Origin of the sequence: uncultured Paracoccus sp. (assembly GCF_937873615.1) — a bacterium.
Lineage (GTDB): Bacteria > Pseudomonadota > Alphaproteobacteria > Rhodobacterales > Rhodobacteraceae > Paracoccus.
On the sequence record NZ_CALMYP010000073.1, the window covers coordinates 1 to 22,062 of the forward strand.

General features: G+C 64.2%; 16 protein-coding genes and 2 pseudogenes. 13 read left to right on the forward strand and 5 right to left on the reverse strand.

What is annotated here, in order from left to right:
• Positions 1-8 precede the first annotated feature (8 nt).
• The 7 genes from Q0330_RS19020 (at position 9) to Q0330_RS19050 (ending at position 12,206) form a co-directional block, all read left to right on the forward strand.
• Positions 9-998 (forward strand): D-2-hydroxyacid dehydrogenase family protein, encoded by a 990-nt coding sequence (locus Q0330_RS19020; RefSeq protein WP_299483504.1) that lies wholly within the window; start codon positions 9-11, stop codon positions 996-998.
• Positions 999-1,381: 383 nt separating this feature from the next.
• A complete protein-coding gene (tcuA, locus tag Q0330_RS19025) occupies positions 1,382-2,770 on the forward strand; it encodes an FAD-dependent tricarballylate dehydrogenase TcuA (protein ID WP_299483506.1) in 1,389 nt (462 codons plus the stop codon).
• Positions 2,760-3,824: a tricarballylate utilization 4Fe-4S protein TcuB gene (gene tcuB, locus Q0330_RS19030; RefSeq protein WP_299483446.1), complete on the forward strand. Its 1,065-nt coding sequence runs from the start codon at positions 2,760-2,762 to the stop codon at positions 3,822-3,824. Before tcuA ends, tcuB begins: the two co-directional genes overlap by 11 nt.
• 100 nt (positions 3,825-3,924) lie before the next feature.
• On the forward strand, positions 3,925-4,995 hold the full coding sequence (locus Q0330_RS19035) for an isocitrate/isopropylmalate dehydrogenase family protein (RefSeq protein ID WP_299483448.1): 1,071 nt from the start codon (positions 3,925-3,927) through the stop codon (positions 4,993-4,995).
• Positions 4,996-5,298: 303 nt separating this feature from the next.
• Complete coding sequence (locus Q0330_RS19040; protein ID WP_299483450.1) at positions 5,299-5,808, forward strand: hypothetical protein; 510 nt, start codon at positions 5,299-5,301, stop codon at positions 5,806-5,808.
• A gap of 365 nt (positions 5,809-6,173) precedes the next feature.
• The gene (locus Q0330_RS19045; RefSeq protein WP_299483452.1) at positions 6,174-11,276 is read left to right on the forward strand and encodes a RecQ family ATP-dependent DNA helicase; all 5,103 of its coding nucleotides are present in this window, start codon (positions 6,174-6,176) and stop codon (positions 11,274-11,276) included.
• 396 nt (positions 11,277-11,672) lie between these two features.
• Positions 11,673-12,206, forward strand: coding sequence for a DUF3489 domain-containing protein (locus tag Q0330_RS19050; RefSeq protein WP_299483454.1), 534 nt, complete (start codon positions 11,673-11,675; stop codon positions 12,204-12,206).
• Positions 12,207-12,302: 96 nt separating this feature from the next.
• On the opposite strand, the gene Q0330_RS19055 is transcribed toward Q0330_RS19050, so the two are convergent.
• The 3 genes and pseudogenes from Q0330_RS19055 to Q0330_RS19065 all read right to left on the reverse strand — a co-directional run bounded on the left by Q0330_RS19055 (position 12,303) and on the right by Q0330_RS19065 (position 13,829).
• On the reverse strand, positions 12,303-12,776 hold the full coding sequence (locus Q0330_RS19055; RefSeq protein ID WP_299483456.1) for a tripartite tricarboxylate transporter TctB family protein: 474 nt from the start codon (positions 12,774-12,776) through the stop codon (positions 12,303-12,305).
• Positions 12,777-12,857: 81 nt separating this feature from the next.
• Positions 12,858-13,568, reverse strand: a pseudogene (locus Q0330_RS19060) (tripartite tricarboxylate transporter substrate-binding protein); the annotation flags it as partial.
• Positions 13,569-13,583: 15 nt separating this feature from the next.
• Positions 13,584-13,829, reverse strand: coding sequence for a hypothetical protein (locus tag Q0330_RS19065; RefSeq protein WP_299483458.1), 246 nt, complete (start codon positions 13,827-13,829; stop codon positions 13,584-13,586).
• Between the two features lie 267 nt (positions 13,830-14,096).
• Here Q0330_RS19065 and Q0330_RS19070 point away from each other — a divergent pair, with 267 nt between their 5' ends.
• Positions 14,097-14,411, forward strand: coding sequence for an NIPSNAP family protein (locus Q0330_RS19070; RefSeq protein ID WP_299483460.1), 315 nt, complete (start codon positions 14,097-14,099; stop codon positions 14,409-14,411).
• 71 nt (positions 14,412-14,482) lie between these two features.
• On the opposite strand, the gene Q0330_RS19075 is transcribed toward Q0330_RS19070, so the two are convergent.
• Together Q0330_RS19075 and Q0330_RS19080 are read right to left on the reverse strand one after the other, a co-directional pair.
• Complete coding sequence (locus Q0330_RS19075) at positions 14,483-15,388, reverse strand: dihydrodipicolinate synthase family protein (RefSeq protein WP_299483462.1); 906 nt, start codon at positions 15,386-15,388, stop codon at positions 14,483-14,485.
• Positions 15,389-15,466: 78 nt separating this feature from the next.
• Positions 15,467-16,177, reverse strand: coding sequence for a GntR family transcriptional regulator (locus tag Q0330_RS19080; RefSeq protein WP_299483464.1), 711 nt, complete (start codon positions 16,175-16,177; stop codon positions 15,467-15,469).
• A 351-nt stretch (positions 16,178-16,528) separates the two neighbouring features.
• On the opposite strand from Q0330_RS19080, the gene Q0330_RS19085 reads away from it, so the two are divergent.
• The 5 genes and pseudogenes from Q0330_RS19085 (at position 16,529) to Q0330_RS19105 (ending at position 22,032) form a co-directional block, all read left to right on the forward strand.
• Positions 16,529-17,434, forward strand: a complete 906-nt coding sequence (locus tag Q0330_RS19085) for a 5-dehydro-4-deoxyglucarate dehydratase (protein WP_299483466.1) — start codon at positions 16,529-16,531, stop codon at positions 17,432-17,434.
• Entirely contained in the window at positions 17,434-18,390 is a 957-nt protein-coding gene (locus Q0330_RS19090) for a 2-hydroxyacid dehydrogenase (protein ID WP_299483467.1), read from the forward strand. The genes Q0330_RS19085 and Q0330_RS19090 overlap by 1 nt, the downstream gene beginning before the upstream one ends.
• Positions 18,391-18,441: 51 nt before the next feature.
• Positions 18,442-20,100, forward strand: a complete 1,659-nt coding sequence (locus Q0330_RS19095) for a thiamine pyrophosphate-dependent enzyme (protein ID WP_299483470.1) — start codon at positions 18,442-18,444, stop codon at positions 20,098-20,100.
• Between the two features lie 110 nt (positions 20,101-20,210).
• Positions 20,211-21,846: pseudogene (araD, locus tag Q0330_RS19100) on the forward strand (L-arabinonate dehydratase).
• Positions 21,847-21,858: 12 nt separating this feature from the next.
• Positions 21,859-22,032 carry a hypothetical protein gene (locus Q0330_RS19105; RefSeq protein ID WP_299483472.1) on the forward strand — a complete coding sequence of 58 codons (174 nt, stop codon included), beginning with the start codon at positions 21,859-21,861 and terminating at the stop codon, positions 22,030-22,032.
• The last annotated feature ends 30 nt before the right edge of the window (positions 22,033-22,062 follow it).

Genomic DNA, 22,062 nt, shown 5'->3' on the forward strand with positions numbered 1-22,062 from the left:
AAGCCAGCGTGTCCGCGCCGGTGGCGGCCCGCCCCCCCCTCACCGATGACCCCGGGCTGAAGCCCAGCCCACCAGCCTGGCTGACGGCGGCGGCCACGGTCCTGGAAGCCGGCCCCGACCCCCTGCCCGCGCCCGAACCCCTGTCGAGGGGGTGGCGGGGGGCCGAGGCCCTGGTCCTGTTCCGTGAGCGGACGGCGATCACCGCCGATCTTCTGGCGCGCCTGCCCGATCTTCGCCTGATTTCGCAGCGCAGCGTCTATCCGCATGTCGATGTCGCGGCCTGTTCGGCCCATGGCATTCTGCTGTCGTCGAACATGCACGGCGACACCCCGTCCTATGCGGCGGCCGAACTGACATTCGGGCTGATCCTCGCCGCGATGCGCCAGATCCCGCAGCAGATGGCCAGCCTGCGCGCGGGTCAATGGCAGATGGGTGTCGGAAAATCGCTGCGCGGGCGTGTGCTGGGGCTTTACGGTTACGGGCGCATTGCCCGCGCGGTGGCGGGTTATGCGCGCGCCTTCGGGATGGAGGTGATCTGGTGGGCCTCCGAGGAGGGCCGCGCGCGGGCAAGGTCTGACGGCGAGGCGGTCGCGCAGAACCGCAGGGCCTTTTTTGCCGGTTGCGACATCGTCAGCCTTCATGTTCGTCTCAAACCCGCGACGCACGGCATTATCGGCCCTGATGACTTGGCGGCGATGCGGCCCGGATCGCTTTTCGTGAATACCTCGCGCGCCGGGCTGGTCCAGCCGGGCGCGCTGCTGGAAGCGCTGAATGCGGGGAGGCCCGGCATGGCGGCGGTCGATGTCTTCGAGACCGAACCCCTGCGCGATCCCGCGGACCCTCTGGTCTCGCATCCCCATGTCATCGCCACGCCCCATATCGGCTATGTGACCGAGGACGAGCTCGATCTGCAATTCGCCGATATCTACGATCAGATCAACGCATATGCGGCGGGCGCGCCGATCCATGTGATCAACCCCGAAGTCTGGCAAGGATAGCTGGACAGTCCCGGCATCTGGCGCGGCAGATCAGGCAGTCGGACAGGGCCCCGAGGCGAGAGGGCCGCCCCCGGCAAAGCAAACAACACCAAATCCAGCGCCGCCACAGCGACCTTCTGGGCGTGAGCGACCTGCCTGCCGGCAGGATTGCGCAATCTTCCCTTTGTGCGGCTTGACTCGTTATGTATCCAACAGTATACACGCGCATACAAGACGGGAGAGATCAATCGCATGTCCAAGTCAGCCGGAATTGCCGACCCCGAAAACGGGCCACAGAGCAACGGCGCGCATATCAAGGCCGCCCACCGCGTCCGGCTCGGGGCGCTCCGAGTGCGCGCGCGCCCTGAGTATCTGATCCAGTAAGAGGGAATTTCATGACCGATATGGCATTAGAGGGGCCTTGGGATATTGTCGTTGTCGGCGGGGGCAATGCCGCGCTGTGTTCGGCCATCACGGCGGCCGAAGCCGGCGCGCGCGTCCTTATCCTGGAATCCGCGCCCAGGCCCTATCGCGGCGGCAACAGCCGTCACACCCGGAATTTCCGCTGCATGCATCGCGGCCCGCTATCGGTTCTGACCGACAGCTATGGCGAGGACGAGTATTTCGACGACCTGATGCTCGTGACCAAGGGCAAGACCGACGAACCGCTGGCCCGCCTTGCGATCCGATCATCCGAGGAATGCCTGCCCTGGATGGAGGCGCATGGCGTCCGCTTCCAGCCGTCCCTGTCGGGCACGCTGTCCTTGTCGCGCACCAACGCCTTCTTCCTTGGCGGCGGCAAGGCGCTGGTGAACGCCTATTACAATACGGCCGAGGATCTGGGCGTCACGGTCGTCTATGAGGCCGAGGTTACCCATGTGCATCTCGAGGGCGACCGTTTCACGCATCTGGAGGCGCGGATCGGCGGCGAAACCCGGCGGATCGAGGCTCGCGCGGCCGTTCTGGCCTCGGGCGGCTTTCAGGCCGATACCGAATGGCTGACCCGTGCCTGGGGACCGGCGGCGGCGAATTTCCTGATCCGGGGCACGCCCTATAACCGGGGCGTGGTGCTGCGCGACATGCTGGATCAGGGCTGCGAAACCGTCGGCGACCCGACCCAATGCCATGCCGTCGCGATCGACGGGCGCGCGCCCAAATTCGACGGGGGCATCGTCACCCGGCTGGATTGCGTGCCCTTTTCCATCGTCGTCAACCGCGACGGACAGCGCTTTTACGACGAGGGCGAGGATGTCTGGCCCAAACGCTATGCCATCTGGGGCCGCCTGGTCGCAGCGCAACCCGATCAGGTCGGCTATGCGATCATCGACGCGAAATCCATCGACCTCTTCATGCCATCGGTTTTCCCACCCAACCGCGCCGACACGATCGAGGAACTGGCCGTTCAGATGGGCCTTGATGGCGCCAGCCTGGCGCGCACCGTTGCGAATTTCAACGCCGCCTGCCGCGACGGCCCGTTTCACCCGACCGAGCTTGACGGGCTGTCGACCGACGGGGTGACGCCGGCTAAGACCAACTGGGCGCGGCCGATCGATACGCCCCCCTATTACGGCTATCAGCTGAAGACGGGTGTCACATTCACCTATCTGGGCCTCAAGGTCTCGGACCGGGCGCAGGTCCACACGGCGCAGGGACCAGTGCGCAACCTTTTTGCCGCAGGTGAAATCATGGCCGGGTCCATTCTGGGTCAGGGCTATCTGGCTGGCTTCGGCATGACCATCGGAACCGTTTTCGGACGCATCGCAGGTCGGGAGGCCGCAGCCCATGTCAACTGATCTCATCGCAGAAGCACGCCGCCAGACCGAGATCTGCAACGCCTGCCGCTATTGCGAAGGCTTCTGCTCGGTCTTCCCGGCTCTGACCCGCAACAAGGCCTTTGCCGATGGCGACATCACGCATCTTGCGAATCTTTGTCACAACTGCCGGGGCTGCTACTATTCCTGTCAGTACACGGCCCCGCACGAATTCGCGCTGAATTTTCCGGCCATATTGGCAGAGGTGCGGCAGGAAAGCTGGGAACGTCACGCCTGGCCGCGCCCGCTGGCCCGGTTCTTCCATGAATGCGGGGTCGCTGTGGCGGCGGCATTGGTGGCGGGTTTCGCCCTTCTTTTCGGGATGCTGCAAGCCTTGCGCCCCGAAACCGGCCACGGCTTCTATGCCTATCTGACACATGGCGCCATGGTCGCGCTGTTCCTGCCGGCATTTCTGCTGCCACTTGCAGCGCTCGCGATCAGCCTGCGGGCCTATTGGCGCGAGATCGGCGGAAAACGCCTGCAGTGGCGCGAGGTTGTGAATGCGGGCAAGTCGGCGGCGCGGCTCAAGAACCTCGACGGGGGACAGGGTCAGGGCTGCAACTTCGAGCGCGAGGACCGCTATTCCGACCGGCGCCGCTGGTTTCATCAGGCGGTCATGTATGGCTTCCTGCTGTGCTTTGCCGCGACCTCGGCCGGAACGATCCTGCACTACGTCTTCGCCTTGCACGCACCCTATGGGCCGTTCAGCCTGCCAAAGCTGCTTGGCGTGCCTGGCGGTATCCTGCTGACGGCCGGCTGTGCAGGACTTGCATGGCTCAAGACCAAGGCGGATCCCGCGCTTGGCGCGGCCCGCGTCTGGGGTGGCGAGATGGCGTTCGTCCTCCTGCTCGGAGCCACTGGCGCCACCGGCCTCGCGCTTTATGCGGCGACCGGCACCGCGGCGGTTCCGGTCTTGCTGGCACTCCATCTCGGCACCGTCCTGACGTTCTTCGTGCTGCTGCCCTTCACCAAGATGGTCCACGGTTTCTATCGCTTTGCGACGCTTCTGGCCGAGGAACAGAAACAACACCGCTAGCCGCCGCGCGCATTTTCCTGACCGCGCGTCCCGGGAAAGACAATTCAACAGCCGCGGCTGATGCAAGCCGCCGACCTGACAGCTGAAAGTGAGACCTTCGATGAAAATTTCCTTCATGCCCGGTGACGGAATTGGTCCCGAGATTTGCGCCGCGACCCGGCTGGTTCTGGAGGCCGTCGACAGGAAATACGGCTTCGGCTTCACATATTCCGAGATCGATATCGGATTTACCGCCTTGAGGACCTATGGTTCGACCTTTCCGGAAGCATCCTTCTCGAAGGCGAAAGAAGCCGACGCCCTGATTCTCGGGCCGGTCTCGCATCTCGACTATCCGCCCCGCGAGCAGGGCGGGCTCAACCCTTCGGGCGAGTTGCGCAAGCGTCTTGACCTTTATGCCAATATCCGGCCGGCGAGGACGCGTGAAGGACTGAACTCTGCCACCGGCGCAGAATTTGACATGGTGATCTATCGAGAGAACACCGAGGGCTTCTACGCGGATCGCTGCATGTACACCGGGACTGGCGAAGTGCAGGTCACGGAAGATGTGGCATTGGCCATGCGTCGAATCACCCGCCATGCCTCCATGCGTATTGTCGATTCTGCCTTTGCCGGCGCGATGCAACGCCGCAAGAAGGTTACCGTCGTCCACAAGCAAAACGTGCTCAAGGTCACGGACGGGCTTTTTCTGTCCTGTTGCCGGGACGTCGCGACGCGTTACCCCGAGGTCGCATATGAGGAACTCATCATCGACGCGGCCTGCGCGCATTTTGTGCGCCGCCCCGAATCCTTTGATGTGGTCTGCACGACCAACATGTTTGGCGATATCCTGTCTGACCTTGCGTCCGAGTTGTCGGGCAGCCTCGGACTGGCTGCGTCGCTTAATGCGGGTGACGGCGTCGCAATGGCGCAGGCCCAGCATGGCTCGGCCACGGACATTGCCGGCAAGGGTATTGCGAACCCAGCGTCGCTGATCGGATCAAGCGGCATGTTGTTGGGTTGGTTGGGGAATGAGCGTCAGAGTGCGGAGTTGGCGGCTGCTGGACAGGCGATCTTGGATGCTCTTGACGCAACGGTCGCCGATCCTGCAACGCGAACCAGAGATCTCGGCGGAGCTTTGGATACGCGCAACTTCGCCGAGGCCGTGGTAGCTAGCCTGCGAAACTTGCCATGATCTGCCTGATGATGGCCCCATGGGATCACACTGAAATGCGACGCGCAGGGCAGTTTCTCGGTCGCGGCGGGTTATGATGGCGAACCGAACGGGCTGAAGATTCACCGCGACGACCGCATCTTCATCGCCGATCTCACCCATGGGTTGATGGTGATGGACCCTGAAAGCGGCCGCGTCGAGCCGTTCCTGACCCACCCCGGGCTGGACACTTTCACGGGCTGAACGACCTGCATGTCGCCGCCAATGGCGGTCTCGACTTTGCCGATCAGGGGCAGAGGTGGTTCGGTTTCCGCCGCGTTGGCCATGGTGATAGAGCTGCATCACAGCGGCACATTGTTCGGCCAGCAAAGCCAGGTTCAGGGGCTGCAGTTCGGTGCCGCGCAGATCATCTCGCCGACCGCGCTGCAACAGGGTGTGATCGACGCGGGCGAGGTGACGCCGAATTCTTGGCGCGGTTCGTCCAGCTATCAGTTCATCAAGGATATCATCCTGACCAATCCTCAATATTCCTTCTACCTGGTCGGTGCCAACAAGATGTGGTGGGACGACATGCCCGTCGATGTGAAAGCCGAAGTCGAGGCTGCTTTCGCCGCCGCGACCGAATGGAACATGGTCGAAAACGACCGTATCAATGCAGATGACATTTCCTACATGGCGGGCGAAGGTGTGAAGATTCACGAACTGACTCCCGAACAGAGGGCCAACTGGGCCGAGGCAATGCAGCCGGTCTGGCAGGAACTGGGTAACGATCTCGTCGGCGACGAGGTCACGGCAAGGTTGAAAGAAATCGGCGGTGTGGCGACCGGAAACTGATCGATGAGAACCGGCACGCGGTGGGTTCTCCACCGCGTGCCAAGGTGTCGGCCGTGATGAAGTGACCGCGTAAGAGGCGGCCTCGGGTCTGCCCCTTATCATCGCTCGAGGGTGAGGGGTGTCCAGTATGGAAGGGCAGCGTCTCATGGCTATGCTCTTCGATCTGGTCGCTGCCTTGGTCAGTTTCATCGTGTGAAGATCGGCCACGATGGTCGCCATCGTCTCGGCCGCCGTCCGGTGCCCCTCCTGGCCGTGGATCGCCGTCGGTATCTTGGCGATGGCGCAGCCGGGATTGACCATTCTGACTATTTCTCCGACGATCCGAGCAATACAGGATTGAGAATGAAATCGGACGCCCGCCTGCGATGGATGAACATTACCGTGGCTTTCTTGGGCGTTGCGTTTCCGTCGACCTGGAGGTCGATCCGAAGACCGCAAAGATCTTTGCCCTTGCGGCGGTTCGGTGCGGCGAAGCGCCCGCGATCATGTCGCGCAAGGGTCGGCTGCATGAAAGTCTCGACCGGCTGGAAAGCGAGCTTGCCAATACGGACCGTCTGATCGGCCACAACATCCTGCGCCACGACCTGCCGCATCTGGTGGCGGCGCGGCCCCGGCTGGCGGCGCTGGCGCAGGGGGCGATCGATACGTTGTGGCTGAACCCGCTGGCCTTCCCGCGCAATCCCTATCACCGTCTCGTGAAGCATTATCACGACGGGCGCCTGCAAGCCGGTCATGTGAACGATCCCGAACTGGATGCGCGGCTGGTCTTCGAGGTTCTGCGCGATCAGCTTGCCGCCTTGCGACAGCTGAATGACGACAGGCCGGACGATCTGCGGGCCTATCACTTCCTGACCACGCGGGCCGAGAATATGGACGGCTTCGACGCCGTGTTTCGTCTTGTGCGTGGTGCGCCCGCGCCGCCTGCCGCCACCGCCCATGAGGCGATCCTGCGTCTGCTGGCCGGACAGGCCTGCAAAAGCCGCGTCGGGCAGATGTTCGAGCGTTTCGCGGACCCAAAGCTTGGCTGGCCGATGGCCTATGCGCTGTCCTGGATCTCGGTCGCGGGCGGCGATTCCGTCATGCCGCCCTGGGTGCGGATGCAGTTCCCCGAAGCCGCACGGATCGTCCACGATCTGCGCGACAATGACTGCGACAGTCAGGATTGCGACTGGTGCCGCGAGCACAGCGACCCCGGTAGGGCGTTGAGCCGCTGGTTCGGCTTCGATGCCTTTCGCCCGCAACCCGCGGACCCCCAGACAGGTCGTCCGTTGCAGGAGCGGATCGTCACCGAGGCAATGCGCGGTCAGAGCCTTCTGGGCATCCTGCCGACCGGCACCGGAAAATCCGTCTGCTACCAGATCCCGGCGCTGACGAAATTCGACCGGACAGGGGCGCTGACCGTTGTGATCTCGCCCTTGGTCGCGCTGATGGCGGATCAGGTGCAGGGGATGGAGCGGGCGGGAATTTCGTCAGCGGTCACGATCAACGGCATGTTGTCGATGCCAGAACGACAGGACGCGCTGGATCGGGTGCGGATGGGCGATGCGGCCATGCTGCTGATTTCACCCGAGCAGTTGCGAAGCATCTCGGTGCGCTCGGTCCTGCGGCAGCGCGAGATCGGGCTGTGGGTGCTGGACGAGGCGCATTGCGTGTCGAAATGGGGGCACGATTTCCGGCCCGACTACCGCTATATCGGTCGGTTCATCAGGGAATCCTCGGGCGATGCCCCGCCTGCGCCGGTTCTCTGCCTGACCGCGACGGCCAAGCCAGAGGTGGTGGCGGATATCCGAGAGCATTTCCGTGCCCGGCTTGGCCTCGACCTGCTTCTGCTGGATGGCGGCGCGGTGCGCACCAACCTGAGTTTCGAGGTGCGCGAGACACAGCGCAACACCAAGCTGGCCGATATTCTGGATGTGATCGAGACCAGGCTGCCGGCCGAGGGCGCATCCGGCGCCGTGGTCTATTGCGCGACACGCAGCGCCACCGAACGGGTGGCGGAATTCCTGAAACAGCAAGGGCTGGCCGCCGAGCATTTTCATGCCGGGCTGACGGCCGAGGCCAAGCGCGACGTTCAGGAACGCTTCCGCGTCGGCGCGTTGCGGATCATCGCCGCGACCAACGCCTTCGGCATGGGGATCGACAAGCCCGATATCCGGCTGGTCGTGCATGGCGATATTCCCGGATCGCTGGAAAACTATCTGCAGGAGGCTGGTCGTGCCGGACGCGACCGCGAACATGCGAATTGCGTGCTGCTGTTTTCGGCAGAGGATGTCGAGCGGCAGTTCTCGCTCTCGGCGCGCTCGCGACTGGCGCGGCACGAGATCGGGGCGATCCTCAAGGCCTTGCGGCGGCTGAACGAGAAGACCGCGAAGAACGGCGAGGTCGTCGCGACACCAGGCGAGATTGTCCGGGCTGAACGCGATCAGGACTTCGTGCGCGACAGTGCCACCGACGACACCCGCGTCAAGACCGCTGTGTCCTGGCTGGAGGAGGCTACGCTGCTCAGCCGCGAGGAAAACCGGGTGCAGGTCTTTCCCTCCTCGCTGCGGATCCGCAAGCTGGAAGAGGTCGGGGCGATCCTTGAACGCGCCGCGATCACCGGCACCCGTCGCAGGCAGTTGACGGAGATCGTCCGTCACCTGATGAATGCGCCGCCCGATCAGGGCATCTCCACCGACGAACTGACCGGCGTCAGCGGGTTGAGCGGGGCCGGGCTGAACAAGGCCATGAGCGATCTGGAGGCGCTTGGCATCGCCAGCAACGATCTGGCGGTGACGATCTTCGTTCATGTCGGCGTCGAAGGTCATTCGCAAGCGCGTCTTGCAGGGGCCTCGCGGCTTGAAGGCGCGCTGATCTCGTTGATGCGCGAGGCCGCCCCGGATGCCGATGACAGCGAGGCCATGCCGTTGCATCTGGCCGAGACCTGTCAGGCGCTGCGAGATCGTGGCCATGCCGCCGCGCGGCCCGATATCGTCGAGAAACTGCTGCGCGGCATGGCCCGCGACGGGCGCGATCAGGATGGCGGGCGGGGCAATCTGCACCTGCGCAAGGCCTCGCGCAATACGCTGATGGTCAAACTGCAACGGTCATGGGCCGTGGTTGACGAGACGGCCAGGATCCGGCGTCTGGGCGCGGAACTGCTGCTGGCGCATCTGATCGGCAAGGTCAGGAAGGGCACGCGCGGCAAGGATCTGCAGGTTGAAACCAGGATGGGCGACCTGCTGGCCAGCCTGACCGGCGATGCCTTGCTGCGCGGCGCTGTGAAGGATGCGAACAAGCTGATGGAACGCGCGCTCTTGTGGCTGCACGAGCAGGAGGTGGTGACGCTTGGCAAGGGCCTGACGGTGTTCCGCCCGGCGATGACCCTGCATCTGCGCCCGGGGCGCGACCTTTTCACGGTCGAGCATTTCGCCCCGCTGGAGGACCATTACACCGAACAGACCGTCCAGACCCATGTGATGGCGGCCTATGCCGAACAGGGGCTAGCCGAGATCGCACGTGCGCAGAACCTGTCCGAGGATTACTTTCTTCTCGACCGCGACACGTTCCAGAAGAAATGGCTGCCGGGTCGCGGCATGGAGTTGCAGCGCCAGACCACCGGCGCGTCGTGGAAATCCATCGTCGAGGATCTGGGCAATCCGGTCCAGCAGAAGATCGTCTCGGACAGCCGCGAACAGACCAATGTGCTTGTGCTGGCCGGTCCCGGCTCGGGCAAGACGCGGGTGCTGGTCCACCGCATCGCCTGGCTGGTCCGGGTCCGGCGCGAGGACCCGCGCGGTATCCTCGTGCTGGCCTATAATCGCCACGCCGCCGCCGAGATCCGCGCCCGTCTGCGTATGCTGATCGGCGATGATGCAGCCTTTATTACCGTCTCGACCTGCCACGCGATGGCGATGCGGCTGGTCGGGGCCAGCTTCGCCGGTGCCGCGGGCGATGACCACGATTTCGATGGCATCGTGATGGAAGCGGTGCGGCAACTGAACGGTGAAGGGCTTTCGAGGGCCGAGGCCGAGGCGCAACGCGACGCGCTGATTCAGGGCTATCGCTGGATTCTGGTCGATGAGTATCAGGATATCGGCCCCGAGGAATATGCTCTGATCGCTGCCATTGCCGGGCGCTCGCTGGACGATCCCGACCTGCGGCTCAGCCTGTTTGCGGTCGGCGACGATGACCAGAACATCTATGCCTTCGCCGGTGCCTCGGTCGATTTCATCCGCAAGTTCGAGGACGACTATCGGGCGAAGCCGGAATTCCTGATCGAGAATTATCGCTCGACCCGCCACATCATCGAGGCGGCGAACAGGGTCATCGCCCCTGCCGCAGCGCGCATGAAAACCGGCCATGATATCGTTGTGGATCGAAAGCGCGACAGGCAGCCGCCGGGCGGGGAACTGGCGAAGCATGATCCGGTCGCGCAGGGTCGCGTTCAGGTGTTGCAATGTGCCTCCGGTGCGGCGCAGGCCGTGGCGGCGGTCGATGAGCTTTTGCGCCTGTCGCGCCTGCCGGACCTTGATGAGGATTGGAACTGGTCGCGCACGGCCATCATCTCGCGCGACTGGAGGGGGCTGGGGCCGGTCCGGGCCTATGCCGAGGCCATGGGCATCCCGGTCGAGATGGCCAATGAAAGCCTGCCCAATATCTGGCGCCTGCGCGAGATGCAGAATTTCGTTGCGGCGCTAAGGCAGGATCCTGCCGCACGGCTTGCGATCCGGGATCTGCTCGACCTGCTGAACCGGCAGCCGCGCAACCGCTGGATCGACCTGATCGCCGAGGGTATCGCCGGGCTTGCGCGCGAGATCGCGGACAAGGCGATCCCCGTGCCCGATCTGATCGAATGGTTCGCCGAATGGGCACGCGACACGCGGGGCGAACAGCGCGGGCTGCTGCTCTTGACCGCGCATCGCGCCAAGGGGCTGGAATTCGACGATGTGGTCATTCTGGACGGCGGTTGGGACAGGCCGTCAAGGGGCGAGGATGCCGACGCCCCGCGCCGCCTTTTCTATGTCGCCATGACCCGTGCCCGGCGCAGTCTGGCGGTGATGACGCAGGGCGCGCACCCGTTCCTCGTGCCGCATGAGGGTCTGCTGCAAAGGCCGGTCGATCCGGATCGCAGTCGCCTGCAAGCCCGGTCCGAACAATATGTGATGCCCGACATGAAGCTTGTCGATCTGTCCTGGGCCGGGCGGCTTGGCGAGGGCAGCCCGTCGCTTGGCGCAATTGTCGCCAGCAAGGTGGGTGACCCGGTCACGTTGAGCCGCAGCCAGGGTCGCTGGTTCATCCGTGACAAGAACGGCGTGGCACTTGGCCGCATGTCGAATACCTTTTCCCCGCCAGAGAACCTGACCTTCCTGCGCGGCGAAATCGGCGCCCTCATACGTTGGCGCAAAAGCGATAACGAGGAAGAATACCGCAGCAGCATCCGCCGCGCGGAATGGGAGGCGGTGCTGCCGGAACTGGTCTTCGGATAGCACCTTTGGCAACGGCTGGTTCGGTTGCGCCAAAGGTTGCGCGCCCCCGGATTCGTCGCTGCCGCAAGCTCAATCTCGCAGTTCCACCGCGTCTCGGCATCGGCTGCATGGGCCCGCTTTCCCATGCCCTGCATTGCAGTTGCCTCTATTGATTATAAAGAAATGAAATTGCTCAAGAGTTTCTTGATGTGGTCGCGCATCAGAGCGATCGTGATGGTGTTCAGCAAATGCGACTGACCGCCCGAGACGATATGACCCGCCAGACCATCCGCACCAATGATGCCGCCCTCGCCGCCTGAGGTGTAGACCCGAACCGATGGTGCGGCCCCGCTTCAAGTGGGGCTTGGCTCCGTAGAAGCCGACCGCGACCTGAGGCGGCGATGACCGGAGCCAATGATGACCAAACTCACCGACACCCAGACCCTGATCCTGACCCGCGCCAGCGCCCGGCCGGGCAATCTCGGCCTGCCGCTGCCAGGCGGGCTGCACGGCGCGGCAGCGAAGTTGGCCATCGGGCGGATGGTAAAGTTGGGACTTATCGAGGAGGTCGACGCCAACATCCGGCGCGGCGAGCCGCTCTGGCGCGAGACCGGTGACGGGCATGGCACCACGCTGATCGCCACCGAAGCTGGGCAGGTCGCAATCGGCATTGATCCGGTGGTGGTCAAGGCGTTGGCGGGGTTGCGGGATGCCAAGCCCGAGGTGATCGCCGCCGCCCTGCGCCCCGGCACCAAACAGGCGCAGTTGATCGCCATGCTGCAGGCACCGGGTGGCACCACAGTCGCAGAGATCGCAGTGAAGGTGGAGTGGCGGTCGCACTCCATTCGGGGCGCGATCTCCGGATCGCTGAAGAAGAAGCTTGGTCTGCGGGTGATCTCAGAGAGAAACCCGGCTCGGGGTCGGGTCTACAGGATTTGCCTCGCCGAGTGATCATTCCGGCCACGGCGCTGCTGAGGTGTCAGGGCACAGCATCATCAGTTTGTCGCTCGACGCTCATGCCCGAAAGAACGTCGAGAAAGATCTGCATCAGAAGAAGCCCTCGGTAAGTGTCGGCAGGCGCACGCCGAAGATGCCCGCGAAGAGGCCATAGAACAGCGCCGTAACCCCTACCGCATAGAGCGCGAACATATGGGGTCGCTTCAGCTCGAACCGGAAGATCAGGAACAGCGCGGACGAGAAGATCAGCGTGGCGAGCCAGTAGCCCAGCGGACGGAACAGCGCGATGTATCCGGCGGTGGCGACGATCACCACCAGCGGTCGGATCATCTCACGCGGGTTGCCGTCGGCGGTGGGTTTGCGGAATTCACCGACAAAGACCACGGCCAGCGCGACATACATGAGGATGGCGGTGAGGATCGGGACCGAGCGCGAGCTCATTTCGCCGCTACCCGCGAATTGCGAGTGGATGTCGAAGGCTGCGGCGAGATAGACGGTCGTGACGATCAGTAGAAAAAGGGGCAACGGGACTCCGGTCCTGCAAATCGGGGCACGGTCGGCCATCATGGTCTCCGGGTAAGTGGGCGGCACCGAGACGGACAGGTGCCGCCGCTTGGATCAGGACATAGGTCGTGGTCGGCAGAGTTATTTCGACAGAACGCCGGCTTCCACCAAGGCGTCCATCTCGGTGAACAGGCCCTGCGCGGTGTCGTTGGCCCAGGTGTCGAGCTCGTCACCCACGAGCCAGTTCGGGGTCACGCCGATGGTGGCGAGCCAGTCCTGGAATTCGGCGGATTCATAGGCCGCCTGATAGGCGGCTTCGATCTTGGCCACCACGTCCTCGGGGGTGCCTGCGGGTGCGGCAATCACGATGAACGACCCGTTGAGCAGGTCGACGCCGGCTTCTTCGGCGGTCGGCACGTCGTAGGTTGGGTTCTTGGCGTCCGAAAATTCAACGATGCCACGGGCGGTGCCGTCTTCGATCAGGTTGGCGAAGTCGCCGAGCGAGGTCATGACCACATCGACTTCGTCCGAGAGCAGGGCTTCTTTCTGCGGGGCGGCGCCACCGGGGTAGGAGACGATCTTGAACTCGGTGTCGGTCAGCTTCTGAAGCTGGAGCAGGGTAAGATGCACGCGGCCGCCAAGGTTCTGGACCCCGATGCGGACCTTGCCGGGATCGGCCTTCGCCGCAGCGAGGAGGTCGTCGAGCGAGTTGTAGTCGGAATTCGCGTCCACGGTGATCGCGTCGGCTTCGCTGGTGATGCGGGCGATCAGGTCGAGCTTGTCCATCTTGTAGCTGGGCAGCATCCCCTGCCATGGCACAGTCACGACCGAATCGTAGGTCAGCGCGCCGAGCGTGTAGCCGTCGCCCTAGGCGCTCATCACCTGACCGACGCCGGTGGCAGAGTTGCCGCCTTCGATGTTCTCGACATAGATCGTGCCGCCGAAGTTGTCTTCGGCCAGGGTGGTCACCTTGCGGACGATACCGTCGGTGCCGCCACCTGCGCCCCACGGCACGATCATGCGCACGTCACGCTCGGGATATTCGGCCATGGCGGCGAGCGGCACGAGGACCGTGGTGATCATGGCGGCGGCGCCGATGAGAGTGCGTTTCATATACTGTCTCCTCCAAGACTTTGGCGGGTATTGCCCGCCGGGAACTGTTGTATCCGGACCTTGCGGTCCGCCCCACGGCACCAGATTGGCGCTGTGCCCCCCGTGGGCCGGGCGTGATTGCCCGAATTGTCGATGGGATGTTGCGTCCCGTTCAGCTAATACATTACTATATGACTTGATGGAAGGCTGGCAAGCCTCTTTCGGGGGGTCGCTAGCGGAACCTGACAAGGCATTGGATACTAAGGGAGAAATGCGATGCTATATGACATGCGGACCTATACATGCAGGCCCGGGACGATTCAGAAGCACTTCAAACTCTATGGCGAGCACGGCTATGACACTCAGCGAAAACACCTTGGCCAGCCGATCGTTTACGGCGCCGTGGAGAGTGGCGACGTGAATTCATATGTCCATATCTGGGTATATGAGGATGCCGCCGACCGGGCCACGCGGCGCAAGGCGCTGAACTCGGATCCGGACTGGAAGGCCTATCTGGCGAAAAGTGCGGAGGCCGGGTATCTGGTCAGTCAGGTCAACCAGCTTATGGTTCCGGCGCCGTTCTTCGATCCGGTAAAACCCTGATCACAGAGGGTGGGGGCGGCAAAGGTGATTGCGGCCCCCGGAAGGCAGACCCCTGCGCCAATAAGGTCGCATCAGTCGGCCGGCAGGTCCATCCGGCTGGTCAGAAAATCGAGCTCGGCCAGATCGGCTTCGGTCAGTTTCGGCCCCGGTCCGCGCAGTGCGTTGGAGGTGAGCGCCCCGCGCCGCCGCATCATTTCCTTGCGCAGCGCGATGCCCCATTGCCCCTGCGCCTCGTGTTTCAGCAGCGGCAGATAGCGGTTGAACAGATCATGTGCCTCGGCGCGTTTGCCGGCGCGCATCAGGTCATAGACGCCTGACAGCATCTCTGGATAGCTGAAGCCCGCCATCGGGCCATCGGCGCCACGCTCCATTTCCTGCACGAGATACTGGCCGTTGTTGCCGGTGAGGATACGGATCGGACGGGACAACTCGGCGCGCATCCGGGTGATCTTGGTCGGCGAGGGGAAGTCCTCGGACTTGATGACCCCGATCTGGGGGAAGGCGGTGATCAACCGGTCGATGGCGGGCACCGACATCACTACACCTGAGGTCGCCGGGAAGTCCTGCAACACGGTGGGCACGTCGCCGATCCGCTCAAAGACCGCGTCGAAGTAGCGGATGAGGTCCTCGTCCGTCCTGATCCCTGCGGGGGGACAGATCATCACGGCATCGGCCCCCTCGGCCATGACATCGCGCGTCACCTCGACCAGCGTGGCGAGGTTAGGGTGCGACACGCCCGCGATGATCCGATGACCTGTCGCGGCGGCAACATAGCGCGCGGCCACCGCGACGGTTTCGTCGACCGTCAGCTTCTGCGCCTCGCCGGACACGCCGAGCACGGTCAGCCCCTGCGCACCGTGGCGATAGTAGAAGGCCGAAAGCGTGTCGATGCTGGCATAGTCGACGGCGCCATCGTCGAGAAATGGCGTCTGCGCGACGACATGGAGGCCCGTGGTTTCCGATAGGTCTTTGGACATGATCTCTCCCTTCGCGGGCCGGTGACCCGCGTTCCTTGGCTGTGAGTGCGTGGTATGTGGCGACGGTTTCGTCAGGTGTTAGGTAAAGTAATCCTCGTGCCGCGCGCGGTATTCGTCTGCCCAGTCTGGGTCCTTGTGGGTGTGGAAACGGATTTCCCCGACCGCGCGATCCACATCGCCGCTATCGATTGCGGCGACGATGCGCTCGTGTCCGTCGATGATCGTGGCAACGCGTTCGGCCGAGAAGGTCTGCAACCGGCGCACCCGGTCCATATCGGTGGTCTGCGAGCGCAGGAGTGCGTGCAGATTGGGGTGGCCGACGCCTTCGAACATGAGGAAGTGGAAATATTCGTCGAGTTCCTGAAACCGGCGAAGCTGGGTGTGATCGGGGGCGACCTCGCGTTGCATGGCGATCACGCTTCTCAGCTGGGCGATGGTATCAGGCTTGGGCGCTCGGGTCAGCGTCATGACCACTTCGCTTTCCAGCGCCTGCCGCAGAAACAGCGCCTCGCGGATCTGGGCGAGGTTGATCTTTGTCACCAGCGTCCTGGACTGCGGGTAGATGCGGATGAGACCGTCCTGATCGAGCCGCTGCATGGCGTCGCGCAGGGGGGTCTGGCTCACGTCATATTCGCGGGCGAGATCGGCGCGGGTCAGTGCGGTCCCCGGCGGTAGTTCCAGCGACAGTATGCGCTGGCGCAGGTCGTCATAGATCCGGGAGGATGCCATGGGGCGCCCCATCGCGCCCTCGAAGCGCATCATGTCCAGTGCCATGTTCATCTGTCTCATCGTGCCGAGCCGCCCATCGTCGTTAAAAAGTGCTTTCCAGATAACCGCATTTCGGGGCCGGTTGACCATACTGATAAACTAAAATATTAGTGCATGACAAGCCCCCCGGCGGGATGGCGTTGGCCCTTTGCGGCTTGGGCGGACCGCTGAGATCCGTGATTCGCGGGCTGGAAGGACAGGGAGTACCGGCGCCGGGGCACTGCTTCGGCTGGCGCCACGGCATGAGGAGGCCACTGATATGGACGGCGCAAAAGCAGTAACCGCGCCCGCGACCAACGACATTCCAGCAGGCACGCATCACCAGCCCAAACCCCACAACCCGCAGTACCAAGACAAACAAGGAGACATACCATGATCGCACCCGCCAACCTGCGCGAGATCATTCGCCACGGACTTCTGTCCTTTCCAGTCACCCCCTTCGACGCCGAAGACAACTTTGCGCCGAAGCCGTTTCAGGCCCATCTGGAATGGCTCAGCCCGCACAAGGTCGCGGGCCTGATCGTCGCGGGCGGCACGGGCGAGATGTTCTCGCTCACCCCGGAGGAAATCGTGAATGTGGTGCGCGCCGCACGAGAAGTGGCAGGCGATGCGCCGGTGATCGCGGGCTGCGGTTATGGTGTGCGCGTGGCCTGTGACCTCGCGCGAGAGATCGAGGCGGCGGGCGGCGACGGCATCCTGCTGCTGCCGCATTACCTGACCGAAGGACCGCAGGAAGGCATCGCGAACCGTATTCGCGCGGTCTGCAAGGCGACCAATATGGCGGTCATCGTCTATAACCGCGGGCAAGCGCAGATTACGGCAGAGACGCTGGAGCAACTGGCCGACGAATGCCCGAACCTGATCGGGTTCAAGGACGGCTCCGGCGACATCGACACCGTGCGCCGGATCACCGTGCAGTTGGGCGACCGGCTGTCCTATATCGGCGGGATGCCGACTCACGAATTGTTCGCGCAGGCCTATCGCGGGGCGGGGATGCCGACCTATTCCTCGGCCGTGTTCAACTTTGTCCCGGAAACCGCGCTGGAATTCCATGGCGCCTTCCTTGCGGGCGACAATGCCAAATGCGAGCAGATGCTGCGCGACTTTTACTATCCCTTCGCCAAAATCCGCGACCGCAAGCCGGGCTATGCGGTGTCGGCGGTCAAGGCGGGCGTGGCGCTGCGCGGGTTCGAAACCGGGCCGGTGCGTGCGCCGCTCACCGACCTGACCGGCGAAGAGGTCGAGATGATGCGCGACCTGATCAAGGGCCGGAACTGATGTCCATCGGCCCGGTCGCCGTTCTGGAGCCTGCCAGCGCCGAGATGCGGGCGCGGATCGAATACCTTTGCGAAGGGTTCGATCTGCGCTTCATCGATGACGTGACCGACGAGGACATGTCGGCCGCGCTGGACGGGGCCACCTATGCCGTGACCCGTGGGCTGCGGTTTCCCGAAGCCGTTCTGGCGCGGGCCGAGTCGCTGAAGCTGGTTCATCAATGGGGCACGGGCGTGGACGGTATCCCGCTCGATGCCTGCCGGGGGCGGGGGATTTCGGTCGCCCGGTCGCCGGGGATGAACGCGCCCACGGTGGCCGAGGCGACGCTGACCCTGATGCTCGCCACGCTGCGCCGTCTGCCGCAGGTGCAGGCCGCGTTCCGGGGCGGTCAGTGGAACCAGCCGGACCTGTGGCGCGAGGCACGGGATCTCGGGGCCTGTCGTGTCGGCCTTGTCGGTATGGGCGCCATCGGTCAGGAGGTTCTGACCCGGCTGCGCGGCTTTGGCTGCGAGGTCGCCTATACTAGGCGGTCGGGGCCGGACGCGTCCATCGACGCAGCGTTCATGGCCTTCGAGGACATGCTGGGCTGGGCCGATGTGCTGTCGCTTCACCTGCCGCTGACGGATGCGTCCCGGCATCTGATCAACGCCGAAACGCTCGCTGCGATGAAGCCGGGGGCGGTGCTGATCAATACCTCGCGCGGGGCGCTGGTCGACGAGGCGGCGCTGGTCGCGGCGCTGACCGAAGGGCCATTATCCGCAGCCGGGCTCGACGTGTTCGAGGTGGAGCCGGTCAGCGGGCCGAACCCGTTGCTAGGGCTTCCCAACACCGTGACCCTGCCGCATGTGGCCGGGCGCACGTTGGACAATTTCGACCGCATGGTGCGACATTGGTCCAGCAATATCCGCGCTCATGCCGAGGGGCGCGATATCGATCCTGCCTGTGTCGTGATCCCCTGAGATCGATGGCACGGGACGTAAGGCAAACCTGGTGACTGAGGGGAGGACATGATGACCGAGTATAGGGACCGCACGGGCGGCCGGGTTCTGGTGGATCAACTTCTGATCCACGGGGCCGACTGCGCCTATTGCGTGCCGGGGGAAAGCTACCTCGAAGTGCTGGACGCGCTGCATGACGTGAAGGATCGCTTCACGCTCTACAATGCCCGGCACGAAGCCGGCGCGGCGGAAATGGCCGAGGCATATGGCAAGCTGACCGGCAAGCCCGGCATCTGCATGGTCACGCGCGGTCCGGGGGCCTGTCAGGCTGCGGTGGGCGTTCATATCGCCTATCAGGATTCGACCCCGATGATCCTGCTGGTCGGTCAGGTCGGGCGCCCCACCCTGGACCGGGAAAGCTTTCAGGAGATCGACTTTCGCCAGATGTTCGCGCCCGTCGCCAAATGGGCCGCGCAGATCGACAGTGCAGAGCGGATCCCGGAATACATGGCGCGGGCCTTCCGCGTGGCGACTTCCGGTCGGCCCGGTCCCGTGGTTCTGGCCCTGCCGGAGGATATGCTGACCGATGTCGTGCGCGTTGCGGATGCGAAGCCCTATGTCCCGAGCGTTCCGGCGCTGCGTGCGCAGGATGCGGCAGCGGTCATGGCCACGCTCTCGGTGGCGAAGCGCCCGCTGGTTCTGGCCGGTGGATCCGGCTGGAGCGACGAAGGCGCGGCGGCGCTGCTTGCCTTTGCGCAGGCCAACGAACTGCCGGTCGCGACGAGCTTCCGGCGGCAGGACCTGATCGACAACCGGTCGGAGTACTATGTGGGCGACTTCGGCACCGGGGTCGCGCCGAGCCTTGTCAAACGGCTGGCCGAGGCGGACCTGTTGCTGGTCATCGGCGCGCGGCTGGGCGAGATCACCACCAGGACCTACAGCACGTTGTCGGTGCCAACGCCGGCGCAGACATTGGTTCACATCCATGTGGATGCGGACGAGATCGGGCGCGTCTATTCCCCCGATCTGTCGGCGGTTTCCGGCCCCGATGCGGCGCTCGCCGCGCTCATCGAGCAACCCGCCACTCCTTGCGACGGCGTCTGGCGCAGGACGCTGCGCGACGAATATGTTGCGGATGCCGAGCCGCCGCCGCACGACTTTCCGCTCGATATGGGTGCGGCGATGGCCGAGGTCCGCGACCTGATCCCCGCTGACGCTGTGATCACGCTCGACGCGGGAAACCACACCGGCTGGGCGCAGCGGTTCCTGCGCTATGGCCGCCCCGGCCGTCAGATCGGCTCCACCTGCGGCTCCATGGGCTATGCGGTGCCTTCGGCGGTCGCCGCCTCGCTCGCCAAGCCGGAACGGCAGTCCATCGCCTTTGTCGGGGACGGCGGCTTCATGATGGCGGGGATGGAGATCGCCACCGCCGCGCAGCATGGCGGGCGGCCCATCGTGCTGGTCTTCAACAATGGCACCTATGGCACGATCCGGATGCACCAGGAGCGCGAGCATCCCGCCCGCATTTCCGGCACCGATATCGTCACCTCGAACATCGGCCAGATCGCGAGCGGACTCGGCGCGGCCCATACGCGGGTTACCGAGACCGCGCAGTTCAAGCCCGCGCTGCTGGCCGCCTTCGACCATGACGGGCCGACGGTGATCGAGCTGATGACCGATCCCGAACAAATCTCGACCCGCACGACCGTATCCCGGTTGCGGGGGCAATAAGACGGAAAACCACCATGACCATCAAGCAGGTGAAAACCCCCGACACCCCGCGCTCGTCCCGCTGGTTCGCGCCCGACGATCTGCGCAGTTTCGGCCATCGCAGCCGGATGATGCAGCTTGGCTATGCCGAGGAAGATTTTCGCGGCAAGCCGATCATCGGCATTCTGAACACCTGGTCCGAGCTCAACACTTGTCACGGCCATTTCCCGGAGCGAGTGCAGGACGTGAAGCGCGGCGTGCTCGCGGCGGGCGGCTTTCCGGTGGAGATGCCAGCCCTTTCGGTGGACGAGAGCTTTACCAAGCCGACATCCATGCTCTACCGCAACATGCTTGCCATGGAAACGGAGGAGATGATCCGCTCGCACCCGCTGGACGGTGTGGTGCTCATGGGCGGGTGTGACAAGACCACGCCGGGGCTGGTCATGGGGGCGATCACGGCGGGGGTGCCGATGATCTATCTTCCCGCCGGGCCGATGCTGCGCGGGCATTACAAGGGACGTATCCTCGGTTCCGGCTCGGATGGTTGGAAATATTGGGACGAGCGCCGCGCCGGCAATGTGACGGATGAGGATTGGCTGGGCATTCAGGGCGGGATCGCGCGGTCGGTCGGCACCTGCATGACGATGGGCACGGCCTCGACCATGACGGCGATCACGGACGCCATGGGCCTCACCCTGCCAGGTGCCTCGTCGATCCCGGCGGCGGACAGCGGCCACAAGCGGATGGGGTCGTCGGATCGTGGAAATGGTGTGGGAGGACCTTACGCCAGAAAAGGTCATCACTCCGGCCGCTGTGCGGAATGCGGCCATTGTCGCCATGGCCACGGGCTGTTCCACGAACGCGGTCGTGCACCTTATCGCCATGGCGCGGCGGGCGGGCGTGGACCTCACGCTCGACGATCTCGACGCGCTCGGGCGGGTCACGCCGCTTGTCGCCAATGTCCGGCCTTCGGGCAAGGATTACCTGATGGAGGACTTCTTCTACGCGGGCGGGCTGCGCGCGCTGATGAAGCAACTCGAAGACCGGCTGGATACCTCGGTTATCACGGTGACGGGGGAGACGCTGGCCAAGAACCTCGAAGGCGCTGAAGTCTACAACGATGACGTGATCCGGCCCGTGAGCAATCCGGTCTATCATGAAGGCTCGCTGGCGCTTCTGCGCGGCAACCTCTGCCCGGATGGGGCGGTGATCAAGCCCGCTGCCTGCGATCCGAAATTCCACGTCCACGAGGGCCCCGCGCTGGTGTTCGATAGCTATCCCGAGATGAAGGCCGCGGTAGATGACGAGAACCTCAACGTGACGCCGGACACGGTGATGGTGCTGCGCAACGCAGGCCCGCAGGGCGGGCCGGGAATGCCCGAATTGGCGATGCTGCCAATTCCCAAGGCGCTGATTAAGCAGGGATATCGCGACATGCTGCGGATCTCGGATGCGCGGATGTCGGGCACCTCCTATGGCGCCTGCGTGCTGCATGTGGCACCGGAAAGTTTCGTTGGCGGGCCGCTGGCGTTGCTCAAGACCGGGGACATCGTGCGGATGGACCTGCCAAACCGGCGCCTCGACATGCTGGTGGACGAGGAGGAGATCGCCCGGCGCAAGGCGGCCTGGACGCCGCCGCAACCCCGGTTCGAAAGGGGCTGGGGTTACATGTTCTCGCGCCACGTCACGCAGGCCGACAAGGGCTGTGACTTCGACTATCTCGAACGCGGATTCGGGCAGACAGCGGGCGAGCCAGATATCTTCTGAGGGGAGTGGGCGTTGTCGCAGAACAAGGTGTTATGGGGGAGTCATTGGGAGGCTGGGCTGACCTTCGCCTTCATCCCGAAAGGCACCGGGGTGCTGCTTGTGCCGGCCCCGAAGCGAGAGGCGCTGCGCGGGCTGGCGAAGGGCGCGAATGCCGAGGGGTGTCGCGACCGCAGGGACCGCCACTGAATGGTCCTTGTCGATAACTCTGCCTGAATC